The 15,380-nt window shown below is 69.6% G+C and carries 14 protein-coding genes; 9 read left to right on the top strand and 5 right to left on the bottom strand.

Translation table 11 applies throughout. The annotated features are described in order from the left end of the window. Positions 1-525 precede the first annotated feature (525 nt). From ACYR7D_RS01010 to ACYR7D_RS00995, 4 genes are all read left to right on the top strand, one after another. Positions 526-3,027, top strand: coding sequence for an AAA family ATPase (locus ACYR7D_RS01010; RefSeq protein ID WP_459547751.1), 2,502 nt, complete (start codon positions 526-528; stop codon positions 3,025-3,027). Next, the gene (locus ACYR7D_RS01005; protein WP_459547750.1) at positions 3,024-3,461 is read left to right on the top strand and encodes a hypothetical protein; all 438 of its coding nucleotides are present in this window, start codon (positions 3,024-3,026) and stop codon (positions 3,459-3,461) included. The genes ACYR7D_RS01010 and ACYR7D_RS01005 overlap by 4 nt, the downstream gene beginning before the upstream one ends. Positions 3,462-3,492: 31 nt before the next feature. Further along, entirely contained in the window at positions 3,493-3,879 is a 387-nt protein-coding gene (locus ACYR7D_RS01000; protein WP_459547749.1) for a YchJ family protein, read from the top strand. Between the two features lie 68 nt (positions 3,880-3,947). Further along, positions 3,948-4,229 carry an Rdx family protein gene (locus tag ACYR7D_RS00995; RefSeq protein ID WP_459547748.1) on the top strand — a complete coding sequence of 94 codons (282 nt, stop codon included), beginning with the start codon at positions 3,948-3,950 and terminating at the stop codon, positions 4,227-4,229. Between the two features lie 26 nt (positions 4,230-4,255). Here ACYR7D_RS00995 and ACYR7D_RS00990 read toward each other — a convergent pair whose 3' ends face one another. After that, positions 4,256-4,474: an FmdB family zinc ribbon protein gene (locus ACYR7D_RS00990; protein WP_459547747.1), complete on the bottom strand. Its 219-nt coding sequence runs from the start codon at positions 4,472-4,474 to the stop codon at positions 4,256-4,258. A 115-nt stretch (positions 4,475-4,589) separates the two neighbouring features. On the opposite strand from ACYR7D_RS00990, the gene ACYR7D_RS00985 reads away from it, so the two are divergent. Further along, a complete protein-coding gene (locus ACYR7D_RS00985; protein ID WP_459547746.1) occupies positions 4,590-6,158 on the top strand; it encodes a carboxylesterase/lipase family protein in 1,569 nt (522 codons plus the stop codon). A 6-nt stretch (positions 6,159-6,164) separates the two neighbouring features. Here ACYR7D_RS00985 and manB read toward each other — a convergent pair whose 3' ends face one another. Genes manB through rfbD form a run of 3 tightly spaced genes read right to left on the bottom strand, consistent with a single transcriptional unit; the run spans position 6,165 to position 9,080 of the window. Next, on the bottom strand, positions 6,165-7,244 hold the full coding sequence (manB, locus tag ACYR7D_RS00980; protein ID WP_459547745.1) for a mannose-1-phosphate guanylyltransferase: 1,080 nt from the start codon (positions 7,242-7,244) through the stop codon (positions 6,165-6,167). A gap of 52 nt (positions 7,245-7,296) precedes the next feature. Next, positions 7,297-8,208: a glycosyltransferase family 2 protein gene (locus ACYR7D_RS00975; RefSeq protein WP_459547744.1), complete on the bottom strand. Its 912-nt coding sequence runs from the start codon at positions 8,206-8,208 to the stop codon at positions 7,297-7,299. An 11-nt stretch (positions 8,209-8,219) separates the two neighbouring features. Then, positions 8,220-9,080, bottom strand: a complete 861-nt coding sequence (gene rfbD / locus ACYR7D_RS00970; RefSeq protein ID WP_459547743.1) for a dTDP-4-dehydrorhamnose reductase — start codon at positions 9,078-9,080, stop codon at positions 8,220-8,222. Positions 9,081-9,217: 137 nt separating this feature from the next. Here rfbD and ACYR7D_RS00965 point away from each other — a divergent pair, with 137 nt between their 5' ends. The 4 genes from ACYR7D_RS00965 to ACYR7D_RS00950 all read left to right on the top strand — a co-directional run bounded on the left by ACYR7D_RS00965 (position 9,218) and on the right by ACYR7D_RS00950 (position 14,387). After that, positions 9,218-10,702, top strand: a complete 1,485-nt coding sequence (locus ACYR7D_RS00965; RefSeq protein WP_459547742.1) for an LCP family protein — start codon at positions 9,218-9,220, stop codon at positions 10,700-10,702. Between the two features lie 15 nt (positions 10,703-10,717). After that, the gene (locus ACYR7D_RS00960; protein ID WP_459547741.1) at positions 10,718-11,437 is read left to right on the top strand and encodes a TIGR03089 family protein; all 720 of its coding nucleotides are present in this window, start codon (positions 10,718-10,720) and stop codon (positions 11,435-11,437) included. Positions 11,438-11,550: 113 nt separating this feature from the next. Next, complete coding sequence (locus tag ACYR7D_RS00955) at positions 11,551-12,864, top strand: cytochrome P450 (RefSeq protein WP_459547740.1); 1,314 nt, start codon at positions 11,551-11,553, stop codon at positions 12,862-12,864. Between the two features lie 50 nt (positions 12,865-12,914). Then, positions 12,915-14,387, top strand: a complete 1,473-nt coding sequence (locus tag ACYR7D_RS00950; RefSeq protein ID WP_459547739.1) for a phytoene desaturase family protein — start codon at positions 12,915-12,917, stop codon at positions 14,385-14,387. Here the strand turns inward: ACYR7D_RS00950 and ACYR7D_RS00945 are convergent. Then, entirely contained in the window at positions 14,384-15,310 is a 927-nt protein-coding gene (locus ACYR7D_RS00945; protein WP_459547738.1) for a cation diffusion facilitator family transporter, read from the bottom strand. The two genes, ACYR7D_RS00950 and ACYR7D_RS00945, sit on opposite strands and share 4 nt — an antisense overlap. Between the last annotated feature and the right edge of the window lie 70 nt (positions 15,311-15,380).

Genomic DNA, 15,380 nt, shown 5'->3' with positions numbered 1-15,380 from the left:
CGGTCCACCGTTGCGTCATCCGGTGGTTCCGTTTCGTTCGGTCATCGTGCCCCCGTTTCTCGGTCGCGAGATTTCTATCGCACCGCACCGACAGAATCACAACGTGACAGCGAAAGCGCTGGAAAAGGTTGCTGCCGAGCCCTATTCGGCATCAAGCGGCCGCCGTTGACCTTGCGTGATCGGAACAGCTCTGGCATCCTGTCCTGTTCGGCCAGGCCGAGCCACCCCCTGAAGGGTGACACACCAACGAGCTGCCCGACGGGGTTGGCGAGGGGTGGCCATCGGCGTCCGGCCGGCGAGGTCGATGACCAGATCCCATCCCCGCGGGTAAGTTCGGCTCTCGCGTTACCGCGTGCGCTGCCGTGATGGCGTGTAGCGCATTCGGGATCGACCGTCCCGGACGGATTCACACGGCGGCACTGTCCGGATCGGCCGCCATCGGGTAGCGTTTCGCCCAGCTTTCGACCGTACGACCACAGATGGGGGCCGTCATACGCGGGTGGTCTCGAGGGGTGGAGAAGTTTCGTGAATTCTGGGCGTGACGATTCCGATGCGGCACCCGTACGGCCCGGCGCGTTGCTCGCGCATCGGATCAGCGCGGATCCGGATATCCCCCCAGAGGTCGCCGCGGTGGTACGCGCGGCCCTGAACCCGTCCGGAAAGAACGCAGCGATATCGGAGTTCGGCCTCGACGGAATATTCCTGCGGGCCATCCGCGTCCAGGGGTTCCGCGGTATCGGGCCCGAAACCGTACTCGAGCTTCCCCCGGGCCCCGGGCTCACCCTGGTGACCGGCCGCAACGGCAGCGGTAAATCGAGTTTCGCCGAAGCCGCGGAACTGGCGCTCACCGGGGGAAACCGCCGCTGGGACGGACGTTCGGCCGCCTGGCGGGAAGGCTGGCGCAACCTGCACCGCGCCGGCCCGGTTCGGCTCGAGCTCGAATTGCGCACCGACGGCTCGGAATCGGCGCTGCGCATCACTCGCGAATGGGCAGCGGAGGAGCCGCTGTCCGGCGGACGATGGACTCAGCGGCGTGGTACGGAGCCTCCCGCCGCGTTCCCCAGCGGCGACTGGGCGGTCCCCATGGAGCTGTACCGGCCGTTCTTGTCCTACAGCGAACTCGGTGCCCTGGTCGACGGTAAGCCGAGCGAACTGTTCGACGCGCTGCATCAGCTGCTGGGCCTGGAGGAACTGATCGCCGCGCACGAGCAGATCCGGGACCGTCGGCTGGAGATGGAGCGCGCCGCCCGGACCGCCCGGCGGGAACGCCAGGCCCTGCGAACCGAACTCGCCGGTGTCCCCGACCACCGTGCCGCACACGCCGAGCGGCTGCTCCGTGCGCTCACGCCCGACCTCGCCGCACTGGAGAGCCTGGCCGGCGATACGGCCGCGGGCCCGGAACCGGCCGCCCTGCGGGCCCTGCTCGCCCTGGAACTGCCCGCCGCGGGCCGGGTCGCGGCGCTGGCCGACCGGCTCGCCGCGGCCCGCGCCGCGCTCGCGGCCTCGCCCGAGGCGGCCGCCGATCTGCGCGTCCTCGAACTCCTGCGCGCCGCCCACGCCCACGTCGGCGCGCAGGTCTCCGGCGCGGATCCGGTTCGGCAACCGGACGGACAGGGCCCGGCCGCCGGGGCCGGGCCGCGGCCGGAACCCGGCGCGGATACCGCCCGCTACCCGTGTCCGGTCTGCGGTCGTACCGGGCTCGACGCGCATTGGCTGCGCGAGACGGAAACGGCCATCGACGACCTCTCCACGCGGACGGCCGGCCTGGCGGCGGCCCGGGCCGAACACACCGCTGGACTGTCCGAACTGCGAGTACTGACGGGAGAACTTCCCGGGGCGCTGGCCGCCGCCGAAGAACTCGCCTACCTGGAAACCGCTGCCCTGCGCGAGGTCTGGTCCCGGTGGGTGACGCTGCCCGAATCGGCCGCCGCGGCCGATCTACCGGACCGGATACGCGCCGTCTACGACCGCTTGTCCACGGAGCTGGCGTTCGTCCAGCAACGCGCCGCCAAGGAACTCGACCGGCTCGACGAGATGTGGGCACCGTTCGTGCCGCGACTGCGTGCCTGGGTGGAGCTCGCCCGCGATGTCGACGAACATGCCACCGAACTACACACCGTGCGCACCGCCGAAGACTGGCTGAAAACCGCCACCGCGCAGGTGCGCGACGAGCGGATGGCGCCGCTGGCCGGGACGGCCCGATGGGTATGGCAGAGCCTGCGCCAGCAGAGCAGCGTCGAACTGGGTGGAATCCGATTGCAGGGCAACGCGAACACCGCCCGCCGGGTCCAGCTCGAGGTCACCGTGGACGAGGTGGACGGCGCCGCGCTGGGGGTGATGAGCCAGGGCGAACTGCACGCGCTGGGCCTGGCGCTGTTCCTGCCGCGGGCCACTGTCCCCGCGAGCCCGTTCCGCTTCGTCGTGATCGACGACCCGGTCCAGGCCATGGATCCGGCCAAGGTCGACGGCCTGGCCCGAGTGCTGGCGACCGTGGCCTGGGATCGGCAGGTCGTGGTGTTCACCCATGACGATCGCCTCGCCGAGGCGGTGCGCCGGATGCAGATCGATGCTCGCATCCTGGAGGTGCGGCGGCGGGAACGCTCGGTGGTGGAGGTCCGGCTCTCCAGCGACCCGGTGCGCCGCTACCTCGACGACGCCCGCGCGCTGCTGCGCACCCCGCAGCTGCCCCGCGCCATCGCCGACGAACTGGTCGCCACCTGCTGCCGGTCCGCGCTCGAAGCGGCCAGTTTGGCCCGGGCCAAACGGGATCTGCTCGCCGGTGATATGGATCATCGTGAAGTGCAGCGGCGTATCGACACCGCGCAGTCCACCCGAGCCATGGTGACGCTCGCGGTGCTCGGCCCCGGGCACCGGATCGAGGATCTGAACAAACAACTGGCCAAGGAGGGCCGCTGGGCCGTCGATGTCGTCCGCGACGCCACCGCGGGTGCCCATATCCCGATCGCCCGCGACCTCGCCGATCTGATCACCGACACCGAACGCTTCGTCGATTGGCTGGCCGGATGAGCGGCCACCGGACCGGCCGCCGGGGTGCCGCGAACCGGCGTCCACGCGGGGCGGAGGCCGCCGGGCCCCGGCCCACCGTCGCCGAGCGGCTCGCGGTGGTGGATCGCCTGCTGGACGGCTCCGTACCCGCCGCCGACGGCGTCTGGTCCCGGGCCACCGCGTGGATCCTGCGGATCGCACTGGAACAGTCGGTGGACGAACTGTGGTCCCGCACCGAGCCCGATCTCGTCCGCTGCCCGATGCGCGCCCAGTTGCTGGCCCTGCGCGTGGTCACCGATCCCGCCACCGCCGCGCGTATCGCGGCCCTGTGGACCGCGCTCTCCCACGCCACGCACCACCATGATTACGAACTGGCTCCCGGCGTCACCGAACTGCTCCGCTGGCGCGACGACACCGCGCGGATAGCCACGGAACTGGCGGGGGTGCGCCGTTGATACCGGAGTCGCCGGGCGCAGAATCGGAGGCGTGGACGAGACGAAACCGTGCCCCTGCCGCCGTGGCGATACCTTCGGCGCGTGCTGTGGCCCACTGCTGGCCGGTCGTCCGGCGCCGAGCGCGGAGGCACTCATGCGGTCGCGTTACACCGCCTTCGCCGTCGGCGATGCCGGCTATCTGCTGCGTTCCTGGCATCCGGCGACCCGCCCCGCCGACCTGGAACTCGACCCCGACCGCCGCTGGCTTTTCCTGGAGGTCCAGCACACGACGGCGGGTGGTCCCTTCGACCGGACCGGCACCGTCGAGTTCACCGCGCATTACCGGGACCCCGCCGGGCGCGGCCGGCTCCACGAGATCAGCCGTTTCACCCGGGCCGAGGGGGCGTGGTGCTACCTGGACGGCGATATCGGGGACTGACCGGCGGTCGCCCGGGCCGCGCGGCGGGCGCCGGGCCCGTCCCGCCGGCCCCCGGTAGGGTGCACCGCATGCCGCGTATCGCCATCGAATACTGCATCCGGTGCCGCTGGCTGCTCCGTGCGAGCTGGATGGCCCAGGAGCTGTTGAGCACCTTCGGTACCGATATCGGCGAGGTCGCGCTGATCCCGGGCGAAGGTGGGGTCTTCCGTATCACCGTGGACGATGTGCAGGTATGGGAGCGTAAGACCGATGGCGGCTTCCCGGAGATCGCCGTGCTCAAACAACGCGTCCGCGACCGGATCGCCCCGGCCCGGGATCTCGGCCATATCGACCGGGAAGACGCGGAGTAGCCGCGCCGTTTCCCGGCCGCGGGTCCTCAGGCGCAGCAGCCGCCACCGCAGCAGCCGCCACCGGCCGCGGGGGGAGCCGGAACCGCCGGCGCCCCGGCCTGGCCGGTCGCGGCGAAGGTGGTGAGCAGTTTCACCGTATCGTCGTGGCCGCTCGGGCAGAGCGCCGGATCCGATGCCTGCGCCATGGGACGGTTGACCTCGAAAGTATCGCCGCAACTGCGGCAGCGGAACTCATAACTCGGCACAGCGGAATTGTACGGGCGTTTCGTACGGCGTATTCGCGGACAACGCGATATTTCTGGAACCGAACTGTAACCACTTCGCCCGTACCCTCGAATTCACAGGTAGAGGAGGTCTGTGATGAACGTCCAGTGCTTCGAGGTGACGCCTGGGGTGGATGGATCCGCCCCGGTGGCACGGACCGAGTCCGGTGCGGTCCGCGGCACCCGGGAAGGGGCCGTCTCGGTGTGGCGGGGGATCCCGTATGCCGCTGCCCCCGCCGGACCCCGGCGGTTCCGCCCGCCGCGTCCGCCGCAACCCTGGGACGGTATCCGCGATTGTGTGACCTTCGGGCAGATCGCCCCGCAGGACATGGACAACACGGTGCCCCTCGACCGCACCCTGGACATGGGTGAGGACTGTCTGTGGCTCAATGTGTGGGCCCCGGCCGCCACCACCGACGAACCGCGGCCGGTGATGGTGTGGCTGCACGGCGGCGCGTACTGCCTGGGCTCGGCTGCCCAGGCGGTCTACGACGGCACCAGCCTCGCGCTCACCGGGGACGTGGTGGTGGTGACGGTGAACTACCGGGTGGGGGCGCTCGGTTTCCTCGACCTGTCGTCGCTGTCCGACGAGTTCGTTCCCAACCTCGGTCTCCTCGACCAGCTCGCCGCCCTCGAATGGGTACGGGACAATATCGCCGGCTTCGGTGGTGACCCCGGCAACGTAACCCTGTTCGGGGAGTCCTCCGGTGCCGGTTGTGTGACCGCGCTGCTCACCGCGCCGCGCGCCGCCGGCCTGTTCCAGCGTGCCATCGCGCAGAGCCCGCCCGCGACGGCCGTCTACGGCCGCGAACGCGCGGCCGGGGTGGCCGAACGGTTCCGGGAACTGGTGGATCTGCCCCGGGCCCGGATCGGTGAACTCCTCGAATGCCCGATCGAGCGGATCGTAAAAGCCGCCGCCGTACTGATCGACGAGGTTCCGGGCCGGGCACCCGGCACCTTGGCCGCGGCGCCGGTGGTGGACGAAGATCTGCTCCCCGGCTATCCCGCCGACCGCTTCCGGGACGGCCGCTCCCACCGGGTACCGCTGATCATCGGTACGAACAAGGACGAGGCCTCGCTGTTCCGCCTGTTCCGTTCACCGATCATGCCGGTGACCCCCGAAGCGGTGAACACCATGCTCGAGCAGGTGCAGGCCGGGCACCCGGACCTCTCGGCGGAACGTATCGCGGAGATCACCGCGGTGTATCCGGACCTGGCCAAACCGCGCGGTGCGCTGGCCATGTCCACCGACGCCGCGTTCCGGATGCCCGCGCTCTGGGTCGCCGACGGCCACGCCCAGCATTCCCGCACCTGGATGTACCGCTTCGACCACGCGACCCCCATGTTGCGCGCCGCGCGGGTCGGCGCGGGGCACGCCACCGAACTGCCCTACGTCTTCGGCAACTTCGGGACCTTCGACCACGATCCCACCTTCTGGCTCGGTGGCCGCCGTCAGGCGATGGAGATCTCCGGCCGGATGATGCGCCGCTGGCTGGCCTTCGCCGAGCACGGGGTGCCGGCCGCGCTCGACGGGTCCAAACACTGGCCCCCCTACCACCCCGAATCCCGGGATACGCTGCTGATCGATGCGATCGACCGGGTGGTCCCGGACCCGGAGGGGGAGCTGCTCACCGCATGGGGGGAGCGGGCCGTGGGATTCGCTTGAGCCGCGCTATACGTCGGTGGAGAAGCGGATACCGCCGTCGGGGATCTGTACCCCCGGCCATACCCGGGCACCACGCAGGAGTTCGCAGCGGGCGCCCACACCGGCGCCGTCGCCGATGACACCGTCACGGACCAGGGCGCGGGGGCCGATGCGGGCACCGAAGCCCACGATCGAGCGTTCCACCGTGGCGCCGGCCTCCACTTTGGCACCGTCGAAGAGGATGGCGCCGTCCAGGCGAGCACCGGCGCCGACCTCGGCGCCACGGCCGACCACGGTGCCGCCGATCAGGAGCGCCCCGGGCGCCACACCGGCGCCCTCGTGGATCAGGGCCTCCCCGCGCTGCCCCGGCAGGGCGGGGGAGGGGGCGATCCCGCGCACCAGGTCGGCGGAGCCGCGGACGAAGTCCTCGGGGGTGCCCATATCCCGCCAGTACGAGGTGTCGACATGCCCCTGTACCCGGGCGCCCTCGGTCAGCAGCGCGGGGAACACCTCGCGTTCCACCGAGACCGGCCGCCCGGACGGGATCTTCTCGATGTATTCCCGCCGGAACACGTAGCAGCCGGCATTGATCTGATCGGTCGGCGGGTCCTGGGTCTTCTCCAGGAACGCGGTCACCCGGCCCTCGTCGTCGGTGGGGACACAGCCGAAGGCCCGGGGATCGCTGACCCGCACCAGGTGCAGGGTCACATCGGCCCGGGTGGTTTCATGCGTTTCCAGAACGGCCCGCAGATCGGTGCCGCCGAGGACGTCACCGTTGAACACCATGACGTTGTCCGCGCGCAGCCGGGGCAGCACATTGCGGATGCCGCCGCCGGTGCCCAGCGGTTCGGTCTCGGTGACGTACTCGATTTCCAGGCCCAGTTCGGCCCCGTCGCCGAAGTGCTCCTCGAACACCTCGGCCTTGTAGGAGGTCCCCAGCACCACGTGGGTGAGGCCGGCGCTCGCGATCCGGGTCAGCAGATGGGTCAGGAAGGGCACCCCCGCTGTCGGCAACATCGGTTTGGGCGCCGAGAGGGTCAGCGGCCGCAGCCGCGTTCCCTTCCCACCGACCAGGATCACCGCGTCCGTGTCTGCTTGTGCTGCCATGGAGCTCCCTTGTTCCATCCGATCATCGACCCGGTACGGTACCGGCGTAGCGCTATCCGGCTTGTTCCCGATCCCGTGCGCGCAGTGCGGATCGAACCGCAATCCGGCAGCGCACCGCAAGTCCGGCCCGCAGTGCCAGCCGCAACGGGGCCTGCCACCAGTGCGGATGCCGATCGGCCTGGAAACGGTAGGCGCTGGCGTGATGGGCCGGGAGCATCTTCTCCGGGTTGCGCCCGGCGGCGTGCCCCTTGGCGTGGGTGACCTCGGCCTCGGGGACGAAGACGTTGTGCCAGCCGGCCCGGCCCATCCGGTCGCCGAAGTCGACGTCCTCCATGTACATGAAGTAGCGCGAATCGAAACCGTCGATCGAATCGAACGCCTCCCGCCGCACCAGCAGGCACGACCCGGACAACCAGCCCACGGTGCGCTCGGAGATCTCCTCGTTCTCCTGGCGGTAGCGGCGCGTCCACGGATTGCTCTTCCAGATCGCGCCGAGCAGCGCGTGACCGGCACCGTCGAGCAGGCCGGGGACCGAGCGCGCCGACGGATAGACGCTGCCGTCCGGTTCGCGGACGAGGGGGCCGATCGCCCCGGCGCGGGGCCACCGCCGGGCGGCTTCGAGCATGATGTCGATGGAATTGCTGCCCCAGCGGATATCCGGGTTGGCGATCACCACGTATTCGAGGTCGGGGTCGAGTTCGGCGACGGCGCGGTTGATGGCGCCGCCGTAGCCGATGTTGCCGCCGGTCGGTAGGAACCGCACATGGGCGTTGGCCTCGGCGACCAGCTCCGGAACACCGTCGGTCGATCCGTTGTCGGCCAGGATCACCTGTGGTTTCTCCGCGGTGGCGGTGGCCAGGGTGCTGATGAAATGCTCGAGGTGTTCGCCCGGCGAATAGGTGACCGTGACCACGGCCAGACGTGCGCGGTCATGCGGTTGATCCGGGGTATCGGAAGCGCTCACAGCGCCCCACCCTAGTAGGCCGCCCGGACCAGTGCTTCGGTCAGCGCGGATTCCCAGGGGCGCAACGGGGTCAGTCCGGCTCGCCGCCAGGCCGTGCCGGACAGAACCGAGAAGGCGGGCCGGGGCGCGGGCCGGGGAAATTCCGCGGTGGTGCAGGGGCGCACCCGTTCCGGATCGGCGCCGATACCCGTGAACACCGCACGCGCCAGATCGAACCAGCTGGCGCTGCCCGAATTGGTGGCGTGCAGCAGTGCCGGCGCATGGGGGAGGGCGGCCAGTTCGAGTAGTCCGGCGGCGAGATCGGCGGCATAGGTGGGGGAACCGATCTGATCGGTCACCACGGTGACGGTGTCGCGTTCCCGCTCCAAGCGGCGCATGGTGGCGACGAAATCACCGTCGGCGCCGTTGTACACCCAGGCTGTGCGAACGATCCGGGCCTGCGGGAGGTGTTCGTGTACGGCGAGCTCGCCGGCGAGTTTGGAGCGGCCGTAGACGGTGGCGGGTCCGGTGGGGTCGCCCGGTTCGTAGGGGTCGGTGCCGGTGCCGGGGAACACGTAGTCGGTGGAGACATGGATCAGCCGGGCGCCGGCCCGCGCACAGACCGCGGCCAGGACCGCCGGCCCGGTGGCATTCACCGCGAAGGCCGCCTCGGGCTCGGATTCGGCCCGGTCGACCGCGGTGTAGGCGGCACAATTGACGACGATATCTCCCGGGCGGATCACCGATTCCACGGCCGATCGGTCGGTGATGTCGAGGCCGGACCGGTCGACGGCGCGGATGCCGGGGACCAGCCGGACCAGTTCCCGGCCGAGTTGCCCCCCGGCCCCGGTGACGAGCAGACGGTCGGCGAGATCGGGCGGTGCGGCGTTCACCGGCACAGTCTGGCACGCCGTCGGACAACCGAATCGGGGTCACCCGGGCCGCTGTTGGTTAGCCTGCGTGGTGCGGAGGTAGTCGACGACATACGCACAGTGGGTCGGGGTCCTCGACCGATCCGTACGGGGAGAGGATGTTCAAGGTGGCACAGCGTGGGGAGCCGACGGTGTGGCGGCCGATGCGGGTGTTCGTCGCGTCGGTCGCTCTCATTGTGCTGGTGGCGACCGGGTTCGCCTGGCGCGGTGTGGATTCGCTGGTGTCGAATATCGAACGGATCGGCGATCTGGGCCTGGGCGGGCATCGCGACGGTGCGGTGGACATCCTGCTGGTGGGTGTCGATTCGCGCACCGACGCCAAGGGCAACCCGCTCAGCGAGGCCGAACGCGCCATACTGCACGCCGGCGACGAGATCGGCACCAATACCGACACCATCGTGCTGGTGCGGGTGCCCAACGACGGCCGGTCGGCCACGGCCATCTCCATTCCCCGGGACGCCTATGTCGATATTCCGGGGATGGGTAAGGGGAAGATCAATTCCGCGTACGGTGTCACCAAGCAGACCGAAATGGGCGAACTACTCGCGGCGGGAACAGATCTCGAGGAAGCCGAACAGCAGTCCACCCAGCGCGGCCGGCAGGCCCTGATCGGGGCGGTGGCCGGGCTCACCGGGATAACCGTCGACCACTACGCCGAGGTCGGTCTGCTCGGCTTCGTGCTGCTCACCGACGCGGTCGGTGGCGTCGACGTCTGCCTGCGCCATCCGGTCGACGAGCCGCTGTCCGGCGCCTATTTCCCGGCCGGACGGCAGAAACTGGACGGCCCCCGGGCGTTGAGCTTCGTGCGGCAGCGGCACAACCTGGAACGCGGTGATCTGGACCGTATCGTGCGCCAGCAGGTGTTCATGGCCCAGTTGGTGCACCAGGTGATCAGCGCCGACACGCTGAGCAACCCGAGCCGGCTGCGCGAACTCAGCGACGCCGTCGGCCGCACCATCGTGCTCGACGAGGGCTGGGATCTGCTGGCCTTCCTGAACCAGCTTCAGGATCTGGCCGCCGGCGAGGTCACCTTCGAAACGATCCCGGTCGCCGACCTCAACGGCACCACATCGAACGGGGAATCGGTGGTCCGGGTGGATCCGGACGAGGTGCGGGAGTACGTGGCCGCACTGGTCGGTGCGCAACCGCCCGCTCCCGAGACCACCGTCACCACAGCGGTGCCGGATATCGATCCCGGACTCGTGGAAGTGGCCGTCTACAACTCCAGCCTGATCACGGGCCTGGCCAATTCGGTCGCCCAGGAACTCGCCGCGTTCGGTTACATCACCGGGGACGTGGGTAACTATTCGGATGGGCCGGTCTCCGAAAGTCAGGTGCTCGCTGCCTCGAGCTCGGATCCGGGCGCGCGGGCGGTGGCGGCCGCGCTCGGTGGGCTTCCCGTCGTCTCCGACTCGTCGGTCGCGGCGGGAACGGTGAGTGTGGTGCTGGCGAGCGACTACGCTGGCCCCGGATCCGGTAGCGAGAGCGTGCTCGATTTCGGCGATACGTCGACATCGGCCACTCCGGTGCCGCCCGCACCGCCCATCGCGGCGGCCGAAGACGGACCCACCTGTGTGAATTGAGCGCGAAAGCAGACGATGCGTGACATAGACCAGGCCACGACCCTTCCCGAAGCGGTACTCGAGCCGATCCTGGAGCGCGAACCCGCGGCACCCCGCGTCACCTGGTACGACGACGCGGTCGGCGCCCGGATCGAACTCTCCGGGCTCACCCTGGCCAATTGGGCGGCCAAAACCGCCAATCTGGTCCGCGACGAGTTCGGCCTCACGCCGGGTGCCCGCGTCGCGGTACTCCTGCCCGCGCACTGGCAGACGGCCGCGGTCCTGCTCGGCTGCTGGTGGGCCGGTACCGAGGTGGTACTGCACGCCGACCCCGATGCGGAGTTGGTCTTCGCCGCCGCGGAACGGCTGGCCGAAACCGAAGACGCCGCCGAGGTCGCCGCACTCTCCCTGGATCCCATGGGTGGCCCTGTACGGGATCTGCCTCTGGGCGTCACCGACTACGCGACGGCGGTCCGGGTGCACGGGGACCAGTTCCTGCCCGGCGGCACCGGGGCCGCGCTGGAGGGTATGTCGGTGGCCGAGGTGCTCATCGCGGCCCGGAAATCGGCCGCACGGCAGGGAATTTCCGAATCCGACCGGGTTCTGTCCCAGGGCAGCTGGGATACCGCCGACGAACTGATCGACCGCTATATCGCGGTGCTCGGGGCCGGTGCGTCGCTGGTGCAGGTGGCCAATCCCGATCCGGGGCAGCGAGATCGGCGGGTGCAGACCGAACGGGTCACTCACGTACTGTGATCCGCCGTCTCCTACCACGGTAGGGGGCGGGATTCCGACTCCGGCAGGTTCCGCGCACGCCGCGGGGCCCGTAGCGTCGAGACAAGGTGCCGGCACGACGACGGAGTGGTGTGATGAAACCGCAGTACGTGTATCGATGGGTCAACAACCACGGTCTCCTCCGGCTGGGTAAACAGATCCGGCTACGCCAGGGGGACGCCTTCGCGCGGCTCAACGGCAGTCCGGAGGGTATCGAGAACCCCTATGCGCTGATCGAGGAGTTGCGCGGCGACGGGGGGCTACACCGGATCGCGCCGGTATGGGCCACCTTCGATCATGCCTTGTGTCGAGAAATATTGCGCGACAACCGTTTCGGTGTCGGCATGCCCACGGTGCTCCGCCTGCCCGCTCCCGTGCGCCGGGCCGTGGAGCGGCTGCCGCTGCCGCCGAACCCGGTCGACCCGCCCTCCATGCTGATGATCGATGAGCCCGAACACGCGCGGATGCGTAAACCCGTCGCCTCCGCGTTCACTCCCCGCGCCGTGGCCCGGCTGCGCGACCGTATCGTCACCGTCACCGACGAACTCCTGCGGGCGCTGCCCGACGACGGCCCCGCCGACCTCATCGGTGGTTTCGCCGCGCAGGTGCCGATCGCCATCATCTCGGAAATGCTCGGTTTCCCCGACGCGGACCGGGAAATGTTCCTGCGCTGGGGCGACGATATCAGCCCGCTCCTGGACCTCGGCATCTCCTGGCGGCTCCACCAGCGGGCCATGGAATCCTCGGAGAGCGTGCACCGCTATCTTCTGGAACATATCGAGCGGCTGCGCGCCGAACCCGGCGACGATATCCTCAGCAGCCTGGTCACCGCGGGCGATCTGTCCACCCACGAACTGTGCGCCTCCGCCACCCTGCTGATGGGGGCCGGTTTCGAAACGACGGTGAACCTCATCGGCAAGGGGGTCGTCCGGCTGCTCGACCACCCGGATCAACTCGCCCGGCTGCGCGCCGAACCGGAACTGTGGCCCAACGCGGTCGAGGAGATCCTGCGTATCGATCCGCCGGTACAGACCACCGCCCGCACCGCACGTACCGATCTGGACATCGCCGGCCACCGAGTGCGCGAAGGCTCCACCGTGGTCCTCTCACTGGCCGGCGCGAATCGTGATCCCGCGGTTTTTCCCGATCCGGCGCGTTTCGACATCACCAGGGAGAACGCCAAGGACCACCTGGGTTTCAGCAGCGGTATCCACGTATGCCTCGGCGCCGGTCTCGCCCGGATGGAAGCGACCCACGCTCTGCGCGCCCTTTTCGAAACCTTCCCGGACCTGCGCCGCACCGCCGCACCCACCCGTCGCCCGCTGTTCACCCTGCACGGCTACGAACACCTGCCGGTCCACACCGGGCGCCGGGTTCGTCCGGCGGTGTCCGCCGACGTCGAGAAATAAAACCAGCTCGAGCCCGTGACGCCGGGGCCGGCGCCAATACCATTGAGCTCATGGCTGATGTCGTGGTGGTGGGGTCCGGGCCCAACGGTCTCGCGGCGGCGGTGATACTGGCCGGTGCGGGACTCGAGGTCGAGGTGTACGAGGCGGGAGAGACGGTGGGCGGCGGTTGCCGGACCGCGGAGGTCACCCTGCCCGGGTTCCGGCACGATATCTGCGCCGGCGCGCATCCGATGGCGTTGGCCTCGCCGTTCTTCCGGGCTTTCGATCTGCAGGCGCACGGGGTGGAGTTGCTGACGCCCACCGCGTCCTATGCCCATCCCCTGGACGGGGGTACGGCGGGGGTGGCCTGGCGGGATCTGGACCGTACCGTCGACGGGCTGGGCCGGGACGGCCGGGCATGGCGGAGGTTGTTCGAGCCCCTGGTTCGCGATTGGTCCGGCGTGGTGGATACCGCGATGTCCGATATGCGGCATATACCGATATCTCCGGCCACGATCCGGTTCGGTCTGCGGATGCTGGAGCAGGGTTCTCCACTGTGGAACACCCGCTTCACCGGGTCGGCCGCCCCGGCTCTCTTCACCGGTGTCGCCACCCATGCCGTCATTCCGCCGCGCGCGTTGCCCGCCGTGGGCGCCGGGCTGCTCCTGGCCACTCTCGCGCATGCCGGAGGCTGGCCTGTACCGCGTGGTGGCAGTCAGGCGATCGTGGACGCCTTGGCCGACGAACTGCGGTATCGCGGCGGGCGGGTGATCACCGGGCACCGGGTGGATTCGCTGGCCGAATTCGGGGCGGCCCGGGCGATCCTGTGCGACACCTCTCCGGCCGAACTGTTGCGGATCGCCGGGGAGCGGCTGCCTGCCGGCTACCGTCGCCGGCTCGCCCGCGTCCGGTACGGGCCGGGCTCCTGCAAGGTCGATTTCGCGCTGTCCGGGCCGGTGCCGTGGCAGGCCGAGGGGTGCGCCGAAGCCGGCACGCTGCATCTGGTCGGCACCCGCGCCGAAGCACTGGCCGCCGAACACGCCATCGCGGCGGGTGTACTACCCGATCGTCCTTACACCCTGGTGATACAGCCCGGTGTCGTCGACCCCACGCGCGCTCCCGCGGGGCGGCACACCCTGTACACCTATGCCCATGTGCCGCACGGTTCGGACCGCGATATCAGCGAGCTGATCATCGCGCAGATAGAGCGATTCGCCCCGGGATTCCGGGACCTGATCCTCGCGAAACACGTATGTACTGCCGCGGAGCTGCCCGCGTACAACTCGAACTATGTGGGCGGGGATATCGCGGCCGGCGCGATGACCCTGCGGCAGACCGTGTTCCGTCCGGTACCCCGCTGGAACCCGTACGGCACCGGGTTGCCGGGTGTCTACCTGTGCTCGTCGGCCACCCCGCCGGGCGGCGGGGTGCACGGGATGTCCGGGCTGCATGCCGCCGAGCATGCGTTGCGCACCGTTTTCGGAAGCCACGCCGACCCGTACCGGCTGCTGGCCGGGAATCCCGGGGCGAAGGCGCTCCGTTAGGTGGAGGCGGCGGTTTCGCGATAGAGGTCGGGCTCCAGGTAGATGATGCGCGCCGACGGCACGGCCGCGCGCACCCGGCTCTCCGCCGCGTCGATACCCGCCGCGATCCGGGCGATATCCAGTCCGGGCGCCACCGCGACCTTCGCTGCCACCAGCAGCTCCTCGGGGCCGATGTACTGGGTCTTGATATGGATGAGACGCTCGATCGTCGTTCCGTCCACCAGGCTCTCGCGGATCGCCTGGTCCTCCGTCGCGGTCGCGCCCTCGCCGATCAGCAGGCTGTGCATCTCGACGATCAGGATAACGGCGATAACACCGAGCAACGCGCCGATGGCCAGGGTGCCCACACCGTCCCAGACCGGGTCGCCGGTGAGCATGGTGAGTCCGACACCGCCCAGCGCGAGGATCAGGCCGACCAGTGCGCCGGTATCTTCCAGCAGTACCACCGGTAGTTCCGGGCTGCGCGAAGTGCGAATGAACTGCCACCAGCTCGCGCGGCCCTTCAGCGGCTTGGACTCCTTGTAGGCGGTGGTGAAGCTGTACGTCTCGAGCGCGATGGCGACCACGAGGATGACGATCGCGACGAGCGGTGAGCTGAGCTCCTCGGGATGCTGGATCTTGTGGATACCCTCGTACAGGGCGTACACCGAGCCGAGGGTGAACAGCACCAGCGCCACCACGAAGGAATAGAAATAGCGGCTGCGCCCGTAGCCGAAGGGATGCAGCTCGTCGGCTTCCTGAGCGGCACGGTTCTGCCCGAACAGCAGCAGGCCCTGATTGGCGGTATCGGCAACGGAGTGCACACCTTCGGCCAGCATCGATGCCGAACCGGTGATCGCCGCGCCCACGAATTTCGCCGCCGCGATCCCGGCATTCGCCGTCAACGCGGCGAGAATCGCCTTCTTACTTCCCCCAGCCGACATGCGCCGCCTCCGTGTCTGTTGTGCCGCCTGCGGCGGCGCGGTCCGGACCCGCGTCCCGGTTCTGCACTCC

It is taken from the genome of Nocardia sp. X0981 (assembly GCF_977089955.1).
Note: the sequence above shows the minus strand (reverse complement) of the source record. Positions and strands in the feature narration are given on the sequence as shown.